Source organism: Empedobacter sp. UBA7248, assembly GCF_002472945.1.
Classification (GTDB): Bacteria; Bacteroidota; Bacteroidia; order Flavobacteriales; family Weeksellaceae; genus Empedobacter; species Empedobacter falsenii_C.
In genome coordinates this window covers 13,332-31,609 of the sequence record NZ_DKSU01000013.1, presented here as the reverse complement: position 1 = coordinate 31,609, position 18,278 = coordinate 13,332, and the positions used below count along the sequence as shown (strand labels likewise).

Below are 18,278 nucleotides of genomic sequence, written 5' to 3'. Positions count from 1 at the left end.
CAGATTTTTAATGGGTAAAGGTGAAAATTAAATAAAAAAATGTAATCACTTTTTACATTCTCACATTTATTTATGTTTTATTCTTGAAAACACTTACGGTTATTATTAGATGTTTTTTTATTAAAAATAAAATCAATTATTTAAACGTTTTTATACGCTTATGACTTGACTCATGAATCTCTCATGAATCCCTTAATAATTTAGCATCAAATAGAAATCTAATTAGTATTTCAATTAAAGTTCAATCCAATTTATTATATAAAAAATACTAGTCAACTTATATAATTAATTACAAAACTACAAATATGTAAAGGAGTAATTCAAACAACCACAATTCGCGAAACAATTCAAACAATGCGAAATCAACCTTATAAGAAATTTATCAATTGGGTTATGATCATGGTTTTAACGATGCATCTGAGGATGGAGACTATGATGATGATTTTTCTGATTATTAAGATGACTATGATGATTTTGTAAGTGGTTATCAAGATGATAACTATGATGACGATGAAGAAGATTATTATGATGATGAAGACGATGACGATGATTATCAAGATAACAGAAGAAATAATAGAAGAAATATGCCCGAACGAGATAGTATGTGTAGATTCGTTTCTGATGATAATCGTTCATCTGGTCGAGGAAGTCGTTCAAATTCATCTCAATCTAACAATCGTAGATCTACTTCAAACTCAAGCTCTCGAAGCAATTCTTCAAGAAGCGGAAGTAGCAGAAATACTGGAAGTGGATCAGGAACATCGCAAAGAGGTTTTGCATCAATGAGCAATGCAGAACGCACGCGTATATCACGAATGGGAGGTAAAGCTTCTCATGGAGGTGGTCGATCTTCAAATCGCCGCGGGCAATCTTCTAATTCGAGTCGTTCAGGGTTTGGAGGTAGAAGAAATGGTTCAACTAATTGTGCAACATGTCATCAAGCAAATGGAGAAGGAGTTCCTGGAGCATTTCCTCCTTTAAAAAATAGTCCAGTGGTTACAGGTGGGGCTTTAGAATTATATGTTACTATAATTATGAAAGTTTATGATCCGCGACCAGAATATGCAACTATGCCCGCATTGGGAGAGAATGCAGGTTTTACAGCCGAAGATGTAGCGGCTATAATAAATCACGAACGCTCAAGTTGGGGAAATAATTCAAAAAAAATAACAGTTGAAGAAGTGCAGGTCATTTTGGATAAAATAAAATAATATGGATAAAAGAGCTAAAAATAAAATGAGCTTTGTAAGTATATTTCTTACATCAGCTTTGTTTGCATGTGATGCATGTCAATTGCAACAACCAAAAATCACAAAGAATTTTACATATGGAACAGGTCCTCAAAGCGATTGGGATTGGTTTATTGTAGTAATAGTTATTCTAATAACATTATGGACTTTTATTCTATCTCTTAAATATTTATTTAAATCAGGAGAAAAACAAAGTGGACACATAAAAAATTTATTTTATTCAGATTAAAACAGATCATATGAAAAATGACAGAAGCAAAATATTTTTATTTTTAGATGATCAATTGAAACCAATTAATATACTATGAAATTACCAGCTATGGTGTTTAAAATAAACAATATAAATCAATACCCTAATTTAAATAGGTATAAATTATATCATTAAATAGTTTATTGTTATTTTAATCTGTATGTTTTTATCATTTTAAAAAAATATGGCACTTTAATTGATTGATATTTTAATGAAATTATATTTAAAGCAAATAATTCTCAATAGGGTAATTACTTTTATGTCGATTTTATTTTTTGTATTTCCTTATCGTGTTGTTTGCCTATTCTTATTCATTAACATTTACTAATTAACAAATTGCATATGAAAAAATCTAAAAGTTCAGATTCTAAAATTGAACAAATGAATCAGTTTACAGTTGATAACACTAATCAAAAATTAACAACGAATGATGGTGTCTCGATCTATGATAATAATAACACCTTAAAAGTTGGAGATAGAGGACCTTCCTTACAACAAGACCATATATACTTTGATAAGTTGGGTCATTTTGACCGAGAAAGAATACCAGAACGTGTTGTACATGCACGAGGTAGTGGAGCTCATGGAATATTGGAAATTAATGAGGATATAAGTGAATATACATGTGCAAAATTTCTTCAAAAAGGTAAAACAACACCACTATTTATACGTTTTTCAACTGTTGCAGGATTTAAGGGATCTACAGATTTAGCAAGAGATGTTAGAGGCTTTTCTGTAAAGTTCTATACAGAAGATGGTAATTATGATTTAGTTGGAAATAATATACCTGTATTTTTTATTCAGGATGCTATGAATTTCCCTGATTTAATACATGCAGTTAAACCAGAGCCTGATAAAGAAATTCCTCAAGCGGCTTCTGCGCATGATACTTTTTGGGATTTTATTTCATTGATGCCAGAATCAGCACATATGATTATGTGGGCAATGTCTGATAGAGCAATTCCTCGTAGTCTGAGAATGATGGAGGGATTTGGAGTACATACATTTAAGTTGGTTAATCAAGAAGGTAAAGCAACTTTTGTTAAATTCCATTGGAAACCTAAATTAGGAGTGCATTCTGTTGCATGGAATGAAGCTCAAAAAATATCAGGATTTAATTCTGACTTTCATCGTCAAGATTTATGGGAAGCTATTGATGCAGGAAATTTTCCGCAATGGGATTTGGGTGTTCAGCTAATTCCTGAAGAAGATGAATTAAAATATTCTTTTGATTTATTAGATGTTACAAAAATAATTCCTGAAGAATTAGTTCCAGTTAAAATCATTGGTACGATGACACTTAATCGCAATCCTGACAATTTTTTTGCAGAAACAGAACAAGTGGCTTTTGACCCTGGAAGAATTATCCCAGGTATTGATTTATCGGATGATCCTTTACTGCAAGGTCGTGTTTTTTCTTATATGGATACACAGAATTATAGATTAGGTGGAGCAAACTTTCATGAAATTCCTATTAATAGATCATTAAATCAAAAGCATAATAATCAAAAAGATGGAACGGGCAGAATAGATATTCTCAAAGGAGGAGTAAGTTATTTTCCGAATAGCAAAGCTTCTGGTTGCCCATATCATGCTATGTTGAAGGGAGAAGAAGGTTTTAAATCTCATGAACAAAAAGTAGAAGGGAAGAAAGTAAGAACTAGATCTGATTCGTTTGCTGATCATTTCTCGCAAGCAACCTTGTTTTTTAATTCACAATCCAAACCAGAGAAACAACATATTATAGATGCTTTTAGTTTTGAATTGAGTAAGGTTTCTGATCCAAAAATTAGAGAGAGACAAGTTGCTATACTTTATCAAATTGATAAAACTTTAGCGCAAAAAGTAGGTGATAATCTTGGAATTATACCTCCAAAAGAGTTGGATGAACTGACATTAAGTTTTGCAAGGCAAAATCATCCCAATTATCCTCTGCAACCTAATAAACAAGAAATAAATTCATCTGATGCTTTGAGTATGAAAGTAAAAGAAGGTGAAGGAACTATTAAAACTAGAAAAGTAGCCTTTTTAGTGGATAATGGTGTTTCTAAAAAAAGTGTAGATCAATTAAAAAAAGCTCTGGAAAAAGAGGGAGCTGAAGCGGTATTAATTTCATCTAAAGTAGGTGAACTAACTTATGAAGAAGGAAGTAAAGAAAATATTTCCCATAGCTATCTTACAGATCCTTCAGTTTGTTATGATGCCGTGTATACACCATCAGGTAAATCAATTGAATCTTTAAAATCTAATCCAGATTATTATGAATTTATTAATGATTCTTACAGACATTGTAAAATATTAGCATTTGCTAAAGGTGCAGGTTCGTTAATGGATAATTCATTTGTGAAACCTGATAGAGGAGTGATTTTAGAAGATGAAAATGAGAATTGGATTGTGGATTTTATTCAAGTAATGAAATTACATCGTATTTGGGACCTTGAAGAAGAAAGGAAGGTTCCATCATAATAAAATGTTTAACGTGATATAATTATAAAATTTATACGAATGATATTACAACTTAGTCCTACAATACTTGTTGATACCCCTATTGGTAGAGGTCATACTATTTTTATAATTGATTATGGTATGCATCAAAATTCATGTTGGGTTGTAACGATGGAAAAAAATGGTATTGTAAAACATTTTGATAGCAATGACATTATAGTTTGTACAAATTTTACTTTTCATATCAATGAGGAGAATAATTGTTTTAATCACAATTCAGAAATAAAAAAATAAAATTATGGGAAATGCACAGTCACCGACAGAAAATTTGAGCGGAAATAAAGCCATTGAAAAGATAAAATCTATTGCTGAAACTGCCCAAACTTGCTTTTTTACCACTAATATTGGCGGTAATACTACAAGTAGACCAATGGCTCTTCAAAAAGTAGATGAGGTTGGTAACCTCTGGTTTTTGAGTGATGTTCGTTCATTGAAAAATGATGAAATTGAAGCCAATCCTAATGTAGAACTGTATTTTATGAATAATTCTAAATACGAATACATCTTTATTAAAGGAAAAGCCAGTGTTTCAAAAGATAAAACTTTAATTAATAAATACTGGACCAATTTTGCAAATGCTTGGTTTGATGGAAAAGACGATCCTAATATCAGTGTAATAAAAGTTTCGCCAAACGATGGTTATTATTACGAAACCAAAGACAATAAGTTTATTGCCATGTCGAAAATGCTTTTCGCAGTGGTTACAGGAAGTACAATTGAAGACGGAGGAATTGAAGGTGAACTGAAACTATAAAAAATAAAACATTGTTTTCTACAATGTTAATTAATTAAATAAAAATGCAGAAACAAACTACTTATGGCATTGCATTTGAAACATTTTTTTTATTAACGTATTTATTAATATTTAAAATCACACATTATGGGAATTCTAACATGGATTATTTTCGGCCTTATAGCTGGAGCAATAGCAAAAGCAATACACCCTGGTAACGATCCAGGGGGTTGGATAGTAACAATAATTATTGGGATTATAGGTGCTGTTGTCGGTGGGTGGCTAGGATCGATGCTTTTTGGTGTCGATGTAAGCGGATTTAATTTTTCTAGTTTTTTAGTTGCAATTGCTGGAGCAGTTTTATGTCTAGCAGTGTATAGAATGATTTCGAAAAAATAGACTGTCTAATTAACGATTAAAATACTGTAAAGTCTCAGAGCTCTGAGACTTTTTGTTTAATATTACTATTTATAATTATGAAAAATACAGTCATTGATTTAATTACTAAAACAGCGGTAATTACTGGCGCTTCTAGTGGTGTTGGCTTAGCTACAGCACACTTATTTGCTCAAAATGGATATCAATTGGTTTTGGCAGCACGAGGTGTAGAAGGTTTAGAAAAGGCGGTTTCAGAATGCAATGCTTTCGGTGGAAAAGCGGTTTATAAATCAACTGATGTTTCTAATGCAAATGAAGTAAAAGATTTAGTTGAATTTGCTCTGAAAGAATTTGGACGCATAGATGTGTGGGTGAATAATGCAGGTGTTATGGCAAGCGGAAAATTTGAGGAAATTCCTATGGACATAAACGAACAAGTAATCAAAACCAATTTAATGGGTTATATGCACGGAGCGTACTACGTTTTACCCGTTTTTAAAGAACAAAATCAAGGCGTTTTAATTAACAATGTTTCCATTGGAGGATATGTGCCTGCTCCATTTAGTTCGGTATATTCGGCAACTAAAACAGGAATAAAAGGCATGATGACTGGCTTACAAAGTGAGTATAGTGTGAATCCCGAAATACATATTTGCAACGTTTATCCACAAGTTCAACAATCTACAGGAAATATGCATTCCGCTAAATTCTCGGGTTTAGATTTTAAAATACCTCCGTTTGCATCAGATCCTAAAGATACCGCAAAGGTGATCTATAATTTAGTAGACAAACCTAAAAATGATACCTTTCCAGATGCTACATCATTTATGTTGAAGTTTGCACATGGTGCTTTTCCAGAAACCTTTACCAATTTGGCAACAGGTGTTTTAAGGCTGATGATGAAGGTGAAAAAAGGAAAGGCGGATGAAGGTAATGTTTTAGAACCTTCTACGGATCCACATGCTGTTTATGGAAAGATGGCTATTCCAGTACCATCAAAAACTAATCAAAAAATCATCGGAACATCGTTAGTACTCGCAGTAGGATTTTTTGTAGTAAAATATTTAAAAAATAAATCAAAAAAACTGAATTAAGTTGAAATTGCTCAAATTCACATCTAAAGGCATTTATTGTATTCCAGGTAAGTTTTATATTGATCCATGGCGACCTGTAGATTTAGCAGTTATCACGCACGGTCATGCCGATCACGCTCGAAGTGGAATGAAAAAATATTTGTGTCATCATTTCACTAAACCTATTTTATTTTCAAGAATTGGTAGAAATATCGAATGCGAAAGTATCGGTTATGACGAACAAATAACTATAAATGGAGTTAAAGTCTCTTTGCATCCTGCCGGTCACATTATCGGCTCTGCACAAATTAGGATGGAGTATAAAGGTTATGTAAGCGTAATTTCTGGAGATTATAAACTTCAAGATGATGGGCTTTCTACGGCTTTTGAAGCTGTAAAATGCCACGAATTCGTTACCGAAAGTACTTTTGGACTTCCTGTTTACAATTGGCTATCTGTAGCAGAACAAGAAAAAAACATGCGTGATTGGGTAGATCATAATAAAACGAAAGGAAAAACTTCGGTTTTTATAGGTTATTCTTTAGGGAAATCGCAGCGTATTATGAAAGCATTGGAGGGTATTGGAGAGTTAAATGTCCATTATTCCATTGCAAAATTGAATGAGGCGTACGAAAGTGTTGGTGTTAAATTACCTGAGTACAAAACCATAGATTTACGTGATGATAAAAAGCATTTGGATGGGAAAATAATTTTGTTGCCACCCGCTTTGGTGGACAATCCAGCGATGAAGAAAATACCGAATATGGCGTATGCCATTTGTTCGGGATGGATGCAAATTCGTGGTGCTAGAAGATGGCGAAGTGCAGATGCAGGTTTTGCAATTAGTGATCACGCAGATTGGCAAGGATTATTAAGTGCGATTAAAGCTACGGAAGCCGAAAAAGTTTATGTAACACATGGTAAAACGGCGATTTTTTCTAAATATTTAAACGAAATAGGTATTTATTCCGAAGAAGTAAAAACTGAATATGGCGACGACGAAGAAAAAACGGAAATGGAGGAAGAGAAATAGATTTTCATAAAGATTTTTTTGAGATTTCTTTTATCGTCGAAATGACTATACAGCATTGTCATTTTGAAAAAAGAAAAGCGGAATGAGAAATATATACAAAACAGAAATAAATATTAAAATTGCTTTAAAATTTTAAATCATCAATGAACGATTTTGCTACTTTGATCAATGCGCTTGAGAGCACCAACAAAACTTCTTTAAAACAAGAGGCGATTATCGAGTTTCTACAAGTGGCGTCTTCACAAGATAAATTATGGTTTCTAGCTTTGTTTACAGGGCGTAAACCGAAACGAAATGTCAATTCTACATTAATGAAAACGTGGGCGATGGAAGTTGCCGAAATTTCTGAATGGCTTTTTGTGGAGAGTTATTCCAACGTTGGTGATTTAGGGGAAACTATTTCGCTAATTTTACCACCATCAACCAAAACCATCGACTATTCTTTGTCAGAATGGATGCAAAAAATCATTGATTTAAAAGACAAAACGGATGACCAGAAAAAAGAATTCGTTCTTGATGCGTGGAGCGGTTTAGGTTATGTAGAGCGGTTTATTTTCAATAAACTTTTGGGCGGCAGTTTCAGAATAGGCGTTTCCAGTAAAACCTTAATCAATACGCTTTCAAAATATTATAATTTAGACGCTAATGCAATTACACACAGTATTATGGGTACTTGGACGACAGAGGAAGTCGATTTCGAAAAGTTGATTAAAGGCGATTATACTGCAACTCATTTATCCAAACCTTATCCGTTTTGTTTGGCTTATGCGTTAGAAAAAGAAATTGAAGATTTGGGCGAAACGCAAGAGTGGTTGGTAGAATATAAATGGGATGGTATTCGAGGGCAATTTATTAAGCGAGATGGCGAAGTTTTTATTTGGTCGAGAGGTGAAGAATTGGTGACGGATCAATTTCCTGAAATTCGTGATGAATTACTGCAATGGAAAGGTAATTTTGTTTTGGATGGTGAGATTCTAGCATTTAAAAACGATCAAGTTTTAAATTTTACTGCGCTTCAAAAACGCTTGAATCGAAAAAATTTAACGAAGAAAATTTTGAACGAAATTCCCATTGTTGTTTATGCGTACGACGTTTTAGAGTGGGAAAAAGATGATTATCGCGAAAAATCGATGATGCAAAGAAGATTAAAATTAGAGCAAATTTTAGAAGACAATCCTTCGGATAAAGTACAACTTTCAGAAAAAATTATTTTTGAAAATTGGAATCAACTTCCCGCAATTCGAGAAAATGCTCGAGAAATTAATAGTGAAGGTTTGATGCTGAAAAATGCACATTCTCCTTATCATACCGGTCGTAAAAAAGGCGATTGGTGGAAATGGAAACTGGATCCACTGACGATTGATGCAGTTTTAATTTACGCCCAAAAAGGAAGTGGAAGACGAAGCGGGTATTATACTGATTATACTTTTGCAGTCAAAAAAGAAGGAAAATTAGTTACGATTGCGAAAGCTTATTCAGGTTTAACAGATAAAGAAATACAAGAAGTTAGCAAATTTATTTCTAAAAATGTGTTGGAAAAATTTGGACCTGTCCGAACTGTAAAACCAGAATTAGTTTTTGAGTTGGCTTTTGAAGGAATTGGATTTAGTAGTCGACATAAATCGGGTGTAGCATTGCGTTTTCCAAGAATTTTACGTTGGCGACGCGATAAAAAAATGGATGAAATAGACGATATTGAAGATATTAAAAAATTAATCACGTGACCGAGAAATTCGAACAATCCTATGGCTATCAACTCATCAAAAACTGGATGCAAGCCAAAGATATGGAGGCTTTTAGTTTTCAGAAGGATACTTGGCAACGTTTTGCTAATGGTTATTCTGGGATGGTTGTTGCTCCCACAGGCTTTGGGAAAACTTATTCTCTTTTTTTAGCGGTTGTTATTGATTTTTTTAATCATCCCGAAAAATACGGAAATGGATTGAAACTTCTTTGGGTAACGCCACTCCGTTCTTTAGCTAAAGATTTGGCAAGAGCCATGCAAGAAACGATTAACGAAATTGGACTTGATTGGGTGGTGGAAGTACGAAATGGTGATACCGATGCACAACAGAAAGCCCGACAGACTAAGAAAATGCCTGATATTCTTTTGGTAACGCCCGAAAGTTTGCATCTTCTTTTGGCTCAAAAAAATAACGAACGATTTTTTACTCATCTCAAAGCAGTTGTGGTAGACGAGTGGCACGAATTGTTAAGTACAAAACGTGGTGTGATGGTAGAATTGGCTTTGGCTGTTTTAAAACTTCGGGAAGCAAACATCAAGATCTGGGGAATTACGGCAACCATTGGTAATTTGGATCAGGCATTGGATGTTTTGATTCCAAATGCTAAAAAGAGAACCAAAATTGTCGCTAAAGAGCATAAGAAAATCGAAATTCTCTCCGTTTATCCTCCTGAAGTCGAAATTTTGCCTTGGGCAGGACATTTAGGTGGAAAATTAATACAGGAAGTCGTTTCCATTATTTTAAAAAGTAAATCGACACTTATTTTCACCAATACGCGAAGCCAGAGTGAAATGTGGTATCAGCTTTTATTGGAAGCGTATCCAGATTTTGCTGGGCAAATTGCATTGCATCATAGTTCCATCGATGCTAATTTGCGTCAATGGGTAGAAGAAAATTTGAGTTCCGGACTTTTAAAGGCGGTGGTTTCTACATCGTCTTTGGATTTGGGTGTCGATTTTAAACCTGTAGATACTGTGATTCAAATTGGTTCCAGTAAAGGCGTTGCTCGGTTTATGCAAAGAGCAGGACGAAGTGGACACTCGCCTTTTGAAACCTCAAAAATTTACTTTGTTCCCACCCATTCCTTAGAATTGATTGAAGCTTCAGCGTTAAAAGAAGCTGTTAAAAATAAAGTGATTGAAAGCAGGGAACCTTTTGTTTTGGCGTACGATGTTTTGGTGCAATTTCTCGTTACTTTGGCTTTGGGTGGTGGTTTTTATCCCAAAGAAATTTATCCCCTACTCAAAAATATCTATGCTTTTTCTGAAATAACGGAAGAGGAATGGCAATGGTGTATTTATTTTATCACACAAGGCGGAAAAACAGGTGAAAATTACGAAGAATTTCATAAAGTGGTGAAACAAGAAGATGGAAAACTAGTTGTTGAAAAAAGAAAAATAGGCATGTTGCACCGCATGAATATTGGAGCTATTGTAAGCGATTCGATGTTACGAGTGAAGTTTTTGTCGGGAGGTTATATTGGGATGATTGAAGAATATTTTATTACTAAACTGAGGAAAGGTGATAAATTTGTTTTAGCAGGACGTGTTTTAGAATTCGCTATGCTGAAAGATATGACAGTTTTTGTAAAATTATCGAGTGGTAAAGCGATAACTCCTAGTTGGCTTGGAGGTAGATTGCCTTTGTCATCTAATTTAAGTTATTTTTTACGTAAAAAATTAGCTGAATCGCTCTCACCAAACGCTCGTGAGAAAGAACTTCGATTTTTGCATCCTTTATTGGTGAATCAAAATGAAAATTCGCACATTCCGAAAGAAGATGAATTTCTAGTAGAGCGCATCAAAACGAGAGAAGGTTATCATTTGTTTTTTTACCCTTTTGAAGGGAGATTGGTGCATGAAGTGATGGCAGCTTTATTGGCATATCGAATTTCTAAATTATACCCTATCAGCTTCTCGATGGCGATGAACGATTATGGTTTTGAACTTTTTTCGGACAGAGAAATACAATTGAAGGATACGGAATTGACTCAAATTCTTTCCAAAGTAAATCTAATGCAAGACGTTATTAGCAGTGTAAATGCGACTGAAATGGCCCGAAGAAAATTTAGAGATATTGCCGTGATTTCTGGAATGGTGGTGCAAACGATGCCCGGAAGACAAGTGAATAACAAATCTTTGCAGGCTTCATCGGGAATTATATTTTCTGTTTTGGAAGATTATGATCCGCAAAATTTATTGTTACGACAGGCATACACGGAAGTTTTTAACCAACAATTGGAAGAACAAAGATTAAACGCAGCTTTTAATCGCATTAGTGAAAGTAAAATCATCTATGTAAAATCGGGTCAATTTACACCTTTAAGTTTTCCGATAAAAGTAGACAGTTTGAGACAATCGCTTTCCAGCGAAGATTTGAGTACGAGAATTAGAAAAATGCAAGAGGCAAATTTGAAGAAAAAAGCAAAACGGAAATGATTTTAGTAGAAAAGACGATCAATATTAAGCAACAAAACTTAGTTTTAACCAATCAACGGGCGCTTTTTTGGAAGGAGACAGAAACCTTGGTCTTATCAGACTTACATCTAGGAAAAACCGCTCATTTCAGAAAAAACGGCATCGCTTTACCATCCGAAATTATCGAGAAGGATTTGAAACGTTTGTCTGATTTAACCATTCACTTCCAGCCTAAAAAAATGATTGTTGTAGGCGATTTTGTTCATGCAGGAAAAAATTCAGAATTCAACCTATTTGCTGAATGGAAATCTCAATTTTCTGATTTAAAAATAATCCTAATAAAAGGTAACCATGACCGAATTGCAAAGGAAAAACTGATTGACATTGGTGTTACAGAAGTTTGTGAAATTTACGAAGAAGAGCATTTTATTTTTTCCCATGAAAAAGTGGGATCACAAGAAAAATTTGTGATTTCGGGACATCTTCATCCAGGAATTAGAATGAAAACTCCAGTTGGGAGATTTGTTAAATTTCCGTGTTATATTGTGAGTAATTTCCAACTAATTTTACCAGCTTTTAATTCGTTTACAGGTTTGGATACAAAAAATCATCCCAAAAATTCAAGCTATTATTTTTTTACGGAAGAAAATATTTATAGCATATAAGTTTCGTATTAAATAAGTTATTTGTACGCTCTTTATGCTTGTTTTGTTTTGGAATATGTGCTTAATTCGCGTTTTTAGCTATTTTATTTATGCATTAATTTGATATTCAGAGTTTTTTTAATTAAATTCACTAAAATAAACATGACTCAAGTTATAAATACAGAATATTAATTATCCTAAATTACGTACATATATTTTAAAATTTATTATGATGAAAAACGATAATAACAATTATGATACAAAAGCTATTCAAAATCTATTGAATGAGCTTTATGATAAAGCCTATGAAAAAGGTTATAATGATGGTAAAGAAACAGTGAGCGAAAATGTAGAAACTGAATCACGACATGGTGTTATAATAAGTGAAGGAGGGGATAGTGAAGACAATCATTCAACTTCTGGGAAATTTGCTTTTGTAAGTGATATACACACTAAATTGATTGATCTTTTAGGAGGAGATTAGATTATGAAAAATATTTTAATTCAACTCCGTCAAAAGAAGCAAAAACCATAGTTGGATGGCTTTCTTGATGAAATATATTTCCCAAATAATCAATACCTATTGCACCAGCAAAACCATCTATCTGTTTTAACTCTTCAAAACTTTTATGGAATGCATCTTTTATTGACATTTCATCAGTAACACGCGTAACAATTTTTGCAGCCATTGCTCCACTTACAATATCTTCTCCAATACCTGTCATACTTACACCGCAATATTGATTTGCATAATTACCAGCAACAGTAGCAGAATCTGAAATACGACCAGGGATTTCAAACCCTTTTCCTCCAGTAGAAGTAGCTACAGCAATATTTTTGTTTACATCTAAACAAACACAACCAACTGTACTTGTAGGTGTTGAATAAAGCTTTTCTATAAATTCTTTTCTTCTTTGTTCTATTTCAGGATTAAAATTAGCGAAATCATTTTTATGAGCAAATGTTATTGCGCCTTTATCCCCAAGAATTCGATCGTCATACGACATTAGCTTTTCAGCAACTTGAATAGGATGCTGAATATTTTCGATATTAATGACACCTGACATTCGGAGTGTTTTACCATCCATTAGTGCTGCACTCATACGGATAATTCCATCGGACTGAATTTGAGAGCCTAATCCAGCATTAAATAAAGGGTTGTCTTCTAATAAACTAACGGTATACACGGCTGTTTGAGCTGCCGTATGCGTTGATAAATAATCATACCCTTTTTGTACAATTTTAATTAAAGCATTTTGCTTTTGAAACTTTGTTTCGGGATCTCGTGTTGATTCAGAAAAAAAGCCACCATGAATTATTATTTTCATCTTATTGATTATTATATTGTGAATCTTTGATTATAATTTTATTTTCATCAAAATGAAAAATATCATTTCGAGTCATCACATGAGAAATAATGTGACTAATAGATATAGGATATCCAATCTCTACCTTTGATAAACTTGTATCCAAAATTTCTCTTCCATCAACCAAAATAACAGAACCAGAACCAATTGCTGTCATTTTGTTATTGTTATCGCTGATAATTAATCCAGTGTCTTCACTCAATCCGATACCTATTTTCATAGGATTACCTGTGACAGCTTGGAATAATCGTCCAATTCTTCCACGTTGAATAAAATGAGTATCCACTATAATTGAATCAATTAGACCTAAACCACTATTCATTTCTACAGCACCTTTCAATAATGCATCCACACTATCCCCTTGATAAATCATGCTAGATGAAGCTGCAGCAGCTCCTGCAGAAGTTCCAGCATATATAAATTCTTCGTGATAATATTTTTGAAGTAAATTTTGTTGAAATGGAGTACCTCCTATAGTTGAAGTTAAACGTAATTGATCACCACCGCTAAAAAGCACCACATTGGCTTCATCCAAACGTTTAAGAGAATCTGCATTCAATGCATCTGCACGTGTATTAATATCCAAATGCTCTACATTGTTGGCACCCAAAAGTTTAAAAGCTCTAATATAGGCTTCCGCAGCTGTTTTAGGAGACTGAGATGCAGTAGTAATAATTTCTATTCTTGAATTTTCTTTTAGTTTAGACTCTTCAATTATTTTTTTTAAAATACCATTTTGATAAAAAAAATCATTTAGTATTTCTTCTTTTGATAAATGAGAAGGAATGTTCTCAGCAGTATTTATTCCTCCTCCAACTATGATTAATTTTCCTTTTATACTCATTTGTATTAAAATATTAAAATTCAATTTAATCAATATAAAATTTAAGCTTATTAATATACTTCTTAAAAAAATGATAAAGTAGTGTTAATAGTACAAATAGGTCTAGTTCTTGTAAAGATTTATTGAATAATTTAACACCATTAAATATGAAAATAGAAGACTTATCAATTCTTAGAGGACCAAATTATTGGAGTATTTGTCGAGAAAAGTTAATCCAAATGAAATTGAATTTGGAGGAACTAGAGTTTTATCCCACGAATAAGATTGAAGGATTTGCTGAACGAATAGAAAAATGTTTACCATCTATGTATTCTCATAGATGTTCGGAAGGAGTCGCTGGAGGTTTTTTTAGTCGAGTTAAAGATGGAACTTGGATGGGACATGTAATAGAGCATATTGCATTAGAGATACAATGTTTGAGTGGAATGGAAACAGGATTTGGCCGAACAAGAGAGACAGCTACTTCTGGAATTTATAATGTTGTTTTTTCTTACCTTGATGAAGAGGTTGGGATTTACGCCGCGAAAGCGGCTGTTAGAATTTCAGAAGCTCTAATTTCTGGAACAGAATACTCTATTGAGCGAGATATTGAGGAAATGAAAAGAATTTGGAAAGAGAATAGTCTTGGTCCTTCTACCTTAAGTATTGTAGAAGAGGCAGAAAAAAGAGGGATTCCTTGGACTAGATTGAATAATGACTCGTATATTCAATTTGGTTATGGAAAGAATCAAGCTCGAATTGAAGCTACTATTACCGGACGAACAAGTCATTTAGCGGTAGAAATTGCGTGTAATAAATATAGAACTAAACAGATACTTGAGAAAGGTTCTATCCCGACGGCAAGCGGAGGGATCTGTAACAATATAGAAGAATTAAATGATTTAATCGATCAAATAGGTTATCCATTAGTAATCAAACCTTATGATTGTAATCATGGGAGAGGAGTGACCACAGAGATAGAAACTATTGAAAAAGCCAAAAAAGCTTTGAGTTTTGCTCAGCAATATAGTAATAAAGTAATTGTAGAAAAGTATATAAAAGGCTATGATTTTAGGTTATTAGTGGTTAATAATAAATTGGTTGCTGTTGCAAAAAGAATTCCTGCTCATATTGTTGGAGATGGTAGAAAAACAATTCAAGAATTAATTGATTTTGAAAATAATAATCCGCTAAGAGGAGAAGGGCATGAAAAGGTATTAACAGAAATAGTTGTTGATGCCCATACGCTTGATTTACTTAAGAAAAACAACTATAATTTACAAATGGTACCAGCTATAGGTGAAATAATTTATCTGAAATCTACAGCAAATCTTAGTACAGGAGGAACGGCTATTGATGTGACAGACAATCTTCATCATGATAATGTTGTTTTGGCCGAACGTATTGCCCAATTAATTAATTTGGATATCTGCGGTATTGACATTGTAGCACCTAATTTATCATCCTCTCTTTATGATAGTGGAGGAGCTGTAATAGAGATTAATGCTGCTCCAGGTTTTAGAATGCATCTTTCACCAACAAAAGGTCTACCACGCAATGTTGCGGCTCCTGTTATCGATATGCTTTTTCCTAATCAAAAATCTGCAGTTATACCTATTGTCGCTGTAACTGGAACAAACGGTAAAACAACGACAACTCGTTTGATTGCGCATATATTTAAAAATTCTCGAAAAAATGTAGGCTATACGACATCCGATGGTATTTATATTCAAAATCAACTGATAGAAAATGGCGATACAACAGGACCTATTAGTGCGAGAAAAGTATTGAATGATCCAACGGTTGAGGTTGCGGTTCTGGAAATAGCTAGAGGTGGAATTCTTCGTGAAGGCCTTGCGTTTAGTACTTGTGATATAGGAATTATTACAAATATTACTGAAGATCATTTAGGATTAAAAGATATTCATACTTTAGAACAATTAGCACAAGTAAAATCTACTGTTGTTGAGAGTGTGAAAATAGATGGTTGGGCTATTTTAAACGCCGAAGATTATTATTGTATGTTAATAGCAAATAATTTGGATTGTCAAGTGGCTTATTTCGCATTGAATTTTGATGCTGTAAAAGATTTAATTGCAGATGGACACACTGTAGGTGTTTACGAAAATGAATCCATTGTAATTTATCATCAATCTCAAACCATTTCTTTAGCACATGTTTCAAATATTCCATTAACTATGGATGGAGGAGCATCTTTTATGATTCAGAATGTATTAGCAGCAGTATTAGGCACTTATTTATCGGGGATACTTCCAGAAAAAATAAAGGCTTCACTAAAAACATTTATTCCTAGTCCTGAGTTAACACCTGGACGAATGAATATTTTTAAGTTTCATGATTTTAATATTATGATTGATTTTGCTCATAATCCTGCGGGTTACATAGCTATCAAAGATTATTTAACTACTGTAAAAGCAACTAGAAAAATAGGAATTATATCTGGCGTAGGGGATAGAAGAGATGAAGATATCCAAGCATGTGGAAGAATTGCAGCCGAAATGTTTGATTTTATTGTAATTCGACAAGAGAAACATTTGAGGGGTAGAACAGAAGAAGAAATTATAGATTTACTTGTAAAAGGAATTCATGAGGTTAATTCAAGTTTTCCTTATGAAATTATTTCAAAAGAAACCGAAGCAATAGCACATACTATAGCTATTGCTAAAAAAGGTGATTTTGTAGTTGCGCTAAGTGATGTTGTATCAAATGCAATAGAAGTTGTTCAATTTCATCTGGATCAAGAGACGAAGTCGTTGAAATCTTCTTGAATAATTACATAAAATAAACCTTTCTATAGAATTAGAAGGGTTTATTTTTTTAGAAAGTATACTTTTATTTATGTTGATTTTAATGCCCAAAGCATAAGTAATGGTTGTAAGAATAATCTTGCTAAACGCTTTTGATCCGTATTTAGACCAAATCCATTTCTATGATTTTTATATTGTGCCCAATTTCCGGGGAATACAGCAGCAAAAAATCCAGCAGTAACTTTACCTACAAGTTCTTTCTTTTTTTCCGATACTAATATAATTGAACTACCAAGTGCTATTTCTACAACTCCCGAATATACAACAGTATCATCTTTATCTAAGGGTACCCAGTCAGGAACTTGAGCTTTGAACTCTTTTCTCGCAATTGTTAAATGGGTAATACCAGCTACCACTAAAAAAGCACCTAGGCTATAACGAGCTATATTTTGTTTCGTTTTCTTTTTCATAATTATATTTATTTAATATTTGCCATCCAATTAAATCAAATATTCTTTCTGATTTAATGATTGTAGTTATAAAATATGAATAGAAATTTACTTTTTGATTATTTAGTTGGTCGATCAAAACCAAAGGTTTCTAAGCGACTATCTTTTTGGTTAAGAATGATATTTTTTAAAACTTGAGCTGCAACCATCGAAAATGTAATTCCATTTCCTCCATAACCTAATGCAAATAACGTTCGGTCACCTTTTTTCCATGGTCCCATATAAGGTAAACCATCATTTGTGGAGCTAAAAGTTCCGCACCAAGCCATTTCGGTATTGAATTCAATTTCTGGATATAATCGACTAAACTTACGTTCAAGAGTTTTGATTTTTGTTCGAAGTAAATCATCTCTTTTATCAGGATTTTGAAAATCTTCATCTTCACCACCAACTATCAATCGATTATCTTTTGTTGTTCGCATATAAAGATAAGGTTCTGCTGTCTCCCATATTAAGCTACGATTTGGCCAAACCATTTTTTTATCAATGGGAGCCGAACAAATTGCGTAAGTAGATAATAAATTCATTACTTTTTTAGGTAGAAATTGACCTGCTTCAAAGCCAGTAGCAACAATTACATATTTGCACGAAATAGTATGTCCATGCTCGGTCAATAGTTCGCAATTGTTCTTATTTTCGTCTATTTTTTCCACTTTTGTATGGGTAAAAATCTGTAATTGATGTTTTTCTTGATGATACTTTAATAAATTGATAGCGCCTTTATAAGCATCCATCTGGGCAGAAGTATCATTTTGCAATGCAGCAATTCCATCAATATTTTGG

17 protein-coding genes are annotated in these 18,278 nt (G+C 33.2%); 13 read left to right on the top strand and 4 right to left on the bottom strand.

Annotation, left to right across the window (positions count from 1 at the left end; translation table 11 throughout):
- Nucleotides 1-584: 584 nt before the first annotated feature.
- The 12 genes from B4A23_RS12360 (at nucleotide 585) to B4A23_RS12305 (ending at nucleotide 12,512) form a co-directional block, all read left to right on the top strand.
- Nucleotides 585-1,211, top strand: a complete 627-nt coding sequence (locus tag B4A23_RS12360) for a c-type cytochrome (protein WP_291120491.1) — start codon at nucleotides 585-587, stop codon at nucleotides 1,209-1,211.
- Between the two features lies 1 nt (nucleotide 1,212).
- Complete coding sequence (locus B4A23_RS12355) at nucleotides 1,213-1,479, top strand: hypothetical protein (protein WP_291120489.1); 267 nt, start codon at nucleotides 1,213-1,215, stop codon at nucleotides 1,477-1,479.
- A gap of 363 nt (nucleotides 1,480-1,842) precedes the next feature.
- On the top strand, nucleotides 1,843-3,966 hold the full coding sequence (locus tag B4A23_RS12350; RefSeq protein ID WP_291120487.1) for a catalase: 2,124 nt from the start codon (nucleotides 1,843-1,845) through the stop codon (nucleotides 3,964-3,966).
- A gap of 39 nt (nucleotides 3,967-4,005) precedes the next feature.
- The gene (locus B4A23_RS12345) at nucleotides 4,006-4,239 is read left to right on the top strand and encodes a hypothetical protein (protein WP_291120485.1); all 234 of its coding nucleotides are present in this window, start codon (nucleotides 4,006-4,008) and stop codon (nucleotides 4,237-4,239) included.
- Between the two features lie 4 nt (nucleotides 4,240-4,243).
- The gene (locus B4A23_RS12340) at nucleotides 4,244-4,759 is read left to right on the top strand and encodes a pyridoxamine 5'-phosphate oxidase family protein (protein WP_291120483.1); all 516 of its coding nucleotides are present in this window, start codon (nucleotides 4,244-4,246) and stop codon (nucleotides 4,757-4,759) included.
- 126 nt (nucleotides 4,760-4,885) lie between these two features.
- The gene (locus B4A23_RS12335; protein WP_291120481.1) at nucleotides 4,886-5,137 is read left to right on the top strand and encodes a GlsB/YeaQ/YmgE family stress response membrane protein; all 252 of its coding nucleotides are present in this window, start codon (nucleotides 4,886-4,888) and stop codon (nucleotides 5,135-5,137) included.
- A gap of 77 nt (nucleotides 5,138-5,214) precedes the next feature.
- Nucleotides 5,215-6,210 carry an SDR family NAD(P)-dependent oxidoreductase gene (locus tag B4A23_RS12330; protein WP_291120479.1) on the top strand — a complete coding sequence of 332 codons (996 nt, stop codon included), beginning with the start codon at nucleotides 5,215-5,217 and terminating at the stop codon, nucleotides 6,208-6,210.
- A gap of 1 nt (nucleotide 6,211) precedes the next feature.
- The gene (locus B4A23_RS12325) at nucleotides 6,212-7,222 is read left to right on the top strand and encodes a ligase-associated DNA damage response exonuclease (protein WP_291120477.1); all 1,011 of its coding nucleotides are present in this window, start codon (nucleotides 6,212-6,214) and stop codon (nucleotides 7,220-7,222) included.
- Nucleotides 7,223-7,365: 143 nt separating this feature from the next.
- Nucleotides 7,366-8,946: an ATP-dependent DNA ligase gene (locus tag B4A23_RS12320; protein ID WP_291120475.1), complete on the top strand. Its 1,581-nt coding sequence runs from the start codon at nucleotides 7,366-7,368 to the stop codon at nucleotides 8,944-8,946.
- Nucleotides 8,943-11,405: a ligase-associated DNA damage response DEXH box helicase gene (locus tag B4A23_RS12315; RefSeq protein ID WP_291120473.1), complete on the top strand. Its 2,463-nt coding sequence runs from the start codon at nucleotides 8,943-8,945 to the stop codon at nucleotides 11,403-11,405. The genes B4A23_RS12320 and B4A23_RS12315 overlap by 4 nt, the downstream gene beginning before the upstream one ends.
- Nucleotides 11,402-12,049, top strand: a complete 648-nt coding sequence (gene pdeM, locus B4A23_RS12310; protein ID WP_291120471.1) for a ligase-associated DNA damage response endonuclease PdeM — start codon at nucleotides 11,402-11,404, stop codon at nucleotides 12,047-12,049. The genes B4A23_RS12315 and pdeM overlap by 4 nt, the downstream gene beginning before the upstream one ends.
- A 211-nt stretch (nucleotides 12,050-12,260) precedes the next feature.
- On the top strand, nucleotides 12,261-12,512 hold the full coding sequence (locus tag B4A23_RS12305) for a hypothetical protein (RefSeq protein ID WP_291120469.1): 252 nt from the start codon (nucleotides 12,261-12,263) through the stop codon (nucleotides 12,510-12,512).
- Between the two features lies 1 nt (nucleotide 12,513).
- Here B4A23_RS12305 and B4A23_RS12300 read toward each other — a convergent pair whose 3' ends face one another.
- Both B4A23_RS12300 and B4A23_RS12295 read right to left on the bottom strand, forming a co-directional pair.
- Entirely contained in the window at nucleotides 12,514-13,356 is an 843-nt protein-coding gene (locus B4A23_RS12300; RefSeq protein WP_291120467.1) for an isoaspartyl peptidase/L-asparaginase, read from the bottom strand.
- A gap of 1 nt (nucleotide 13,357) precedes the next feature.
- Nucleotides 13,358-14,239 (bottom strand): cyanophycinase, encoded by an 882-nt coding sequence (locus B4A23_RS12295; protein ID WP_291120465.1) that lies wholly within the window; start codon nucleotides 14,237-14,239, stop codon nucleotides 13,358-13,360.
- Nucleotides 14,240-14,385: 146 nt separating this feature from the next.
- On the opposite strand from B4A23_RS12295, the gene cphA reads away from it, so the two are divergent.
- On the top strand, nucleotides 14,386-17,007 hold the full coding sequence (cphA, locus tag B4A23_RS12290) for a cyanophycin synthetase (RefSeq protein WP_291120463.1): 2,622 nt from the start codon (nucleotides 14,386-14,388) through the stop codon (nucleotides 17,005-17,007).
- 68 nt (nucleotides 17,008-17,075) lie between these two features.
- Here cphA and B4A23_RS12285 read toward each other — a convergent pair whose 3' ends face one another.
- Nucleotides 17,076-17,456: a DoxX family protein gene (locus B4A23_RS12285; RefSeq protein WP_291120461.1), complete on the bottom strand. Its 381-nt coding sequence runs from the start codon at nucleotides 17,454-17,456 to the stop codon at nucleotides 17,076-17,078.
- A gap of 98 nt (nucleotides 17,457-17,554) precedes the next feature.
- Nucleotides 17,555-18,278 (bottom strand): NAD(P)/FAD-dependent oxidoreductase (locus B4A23_RS12280; RefSeq protein WP_291120459.1); only part of this gene is annotated, 724 nt, incomplete at its 5' end.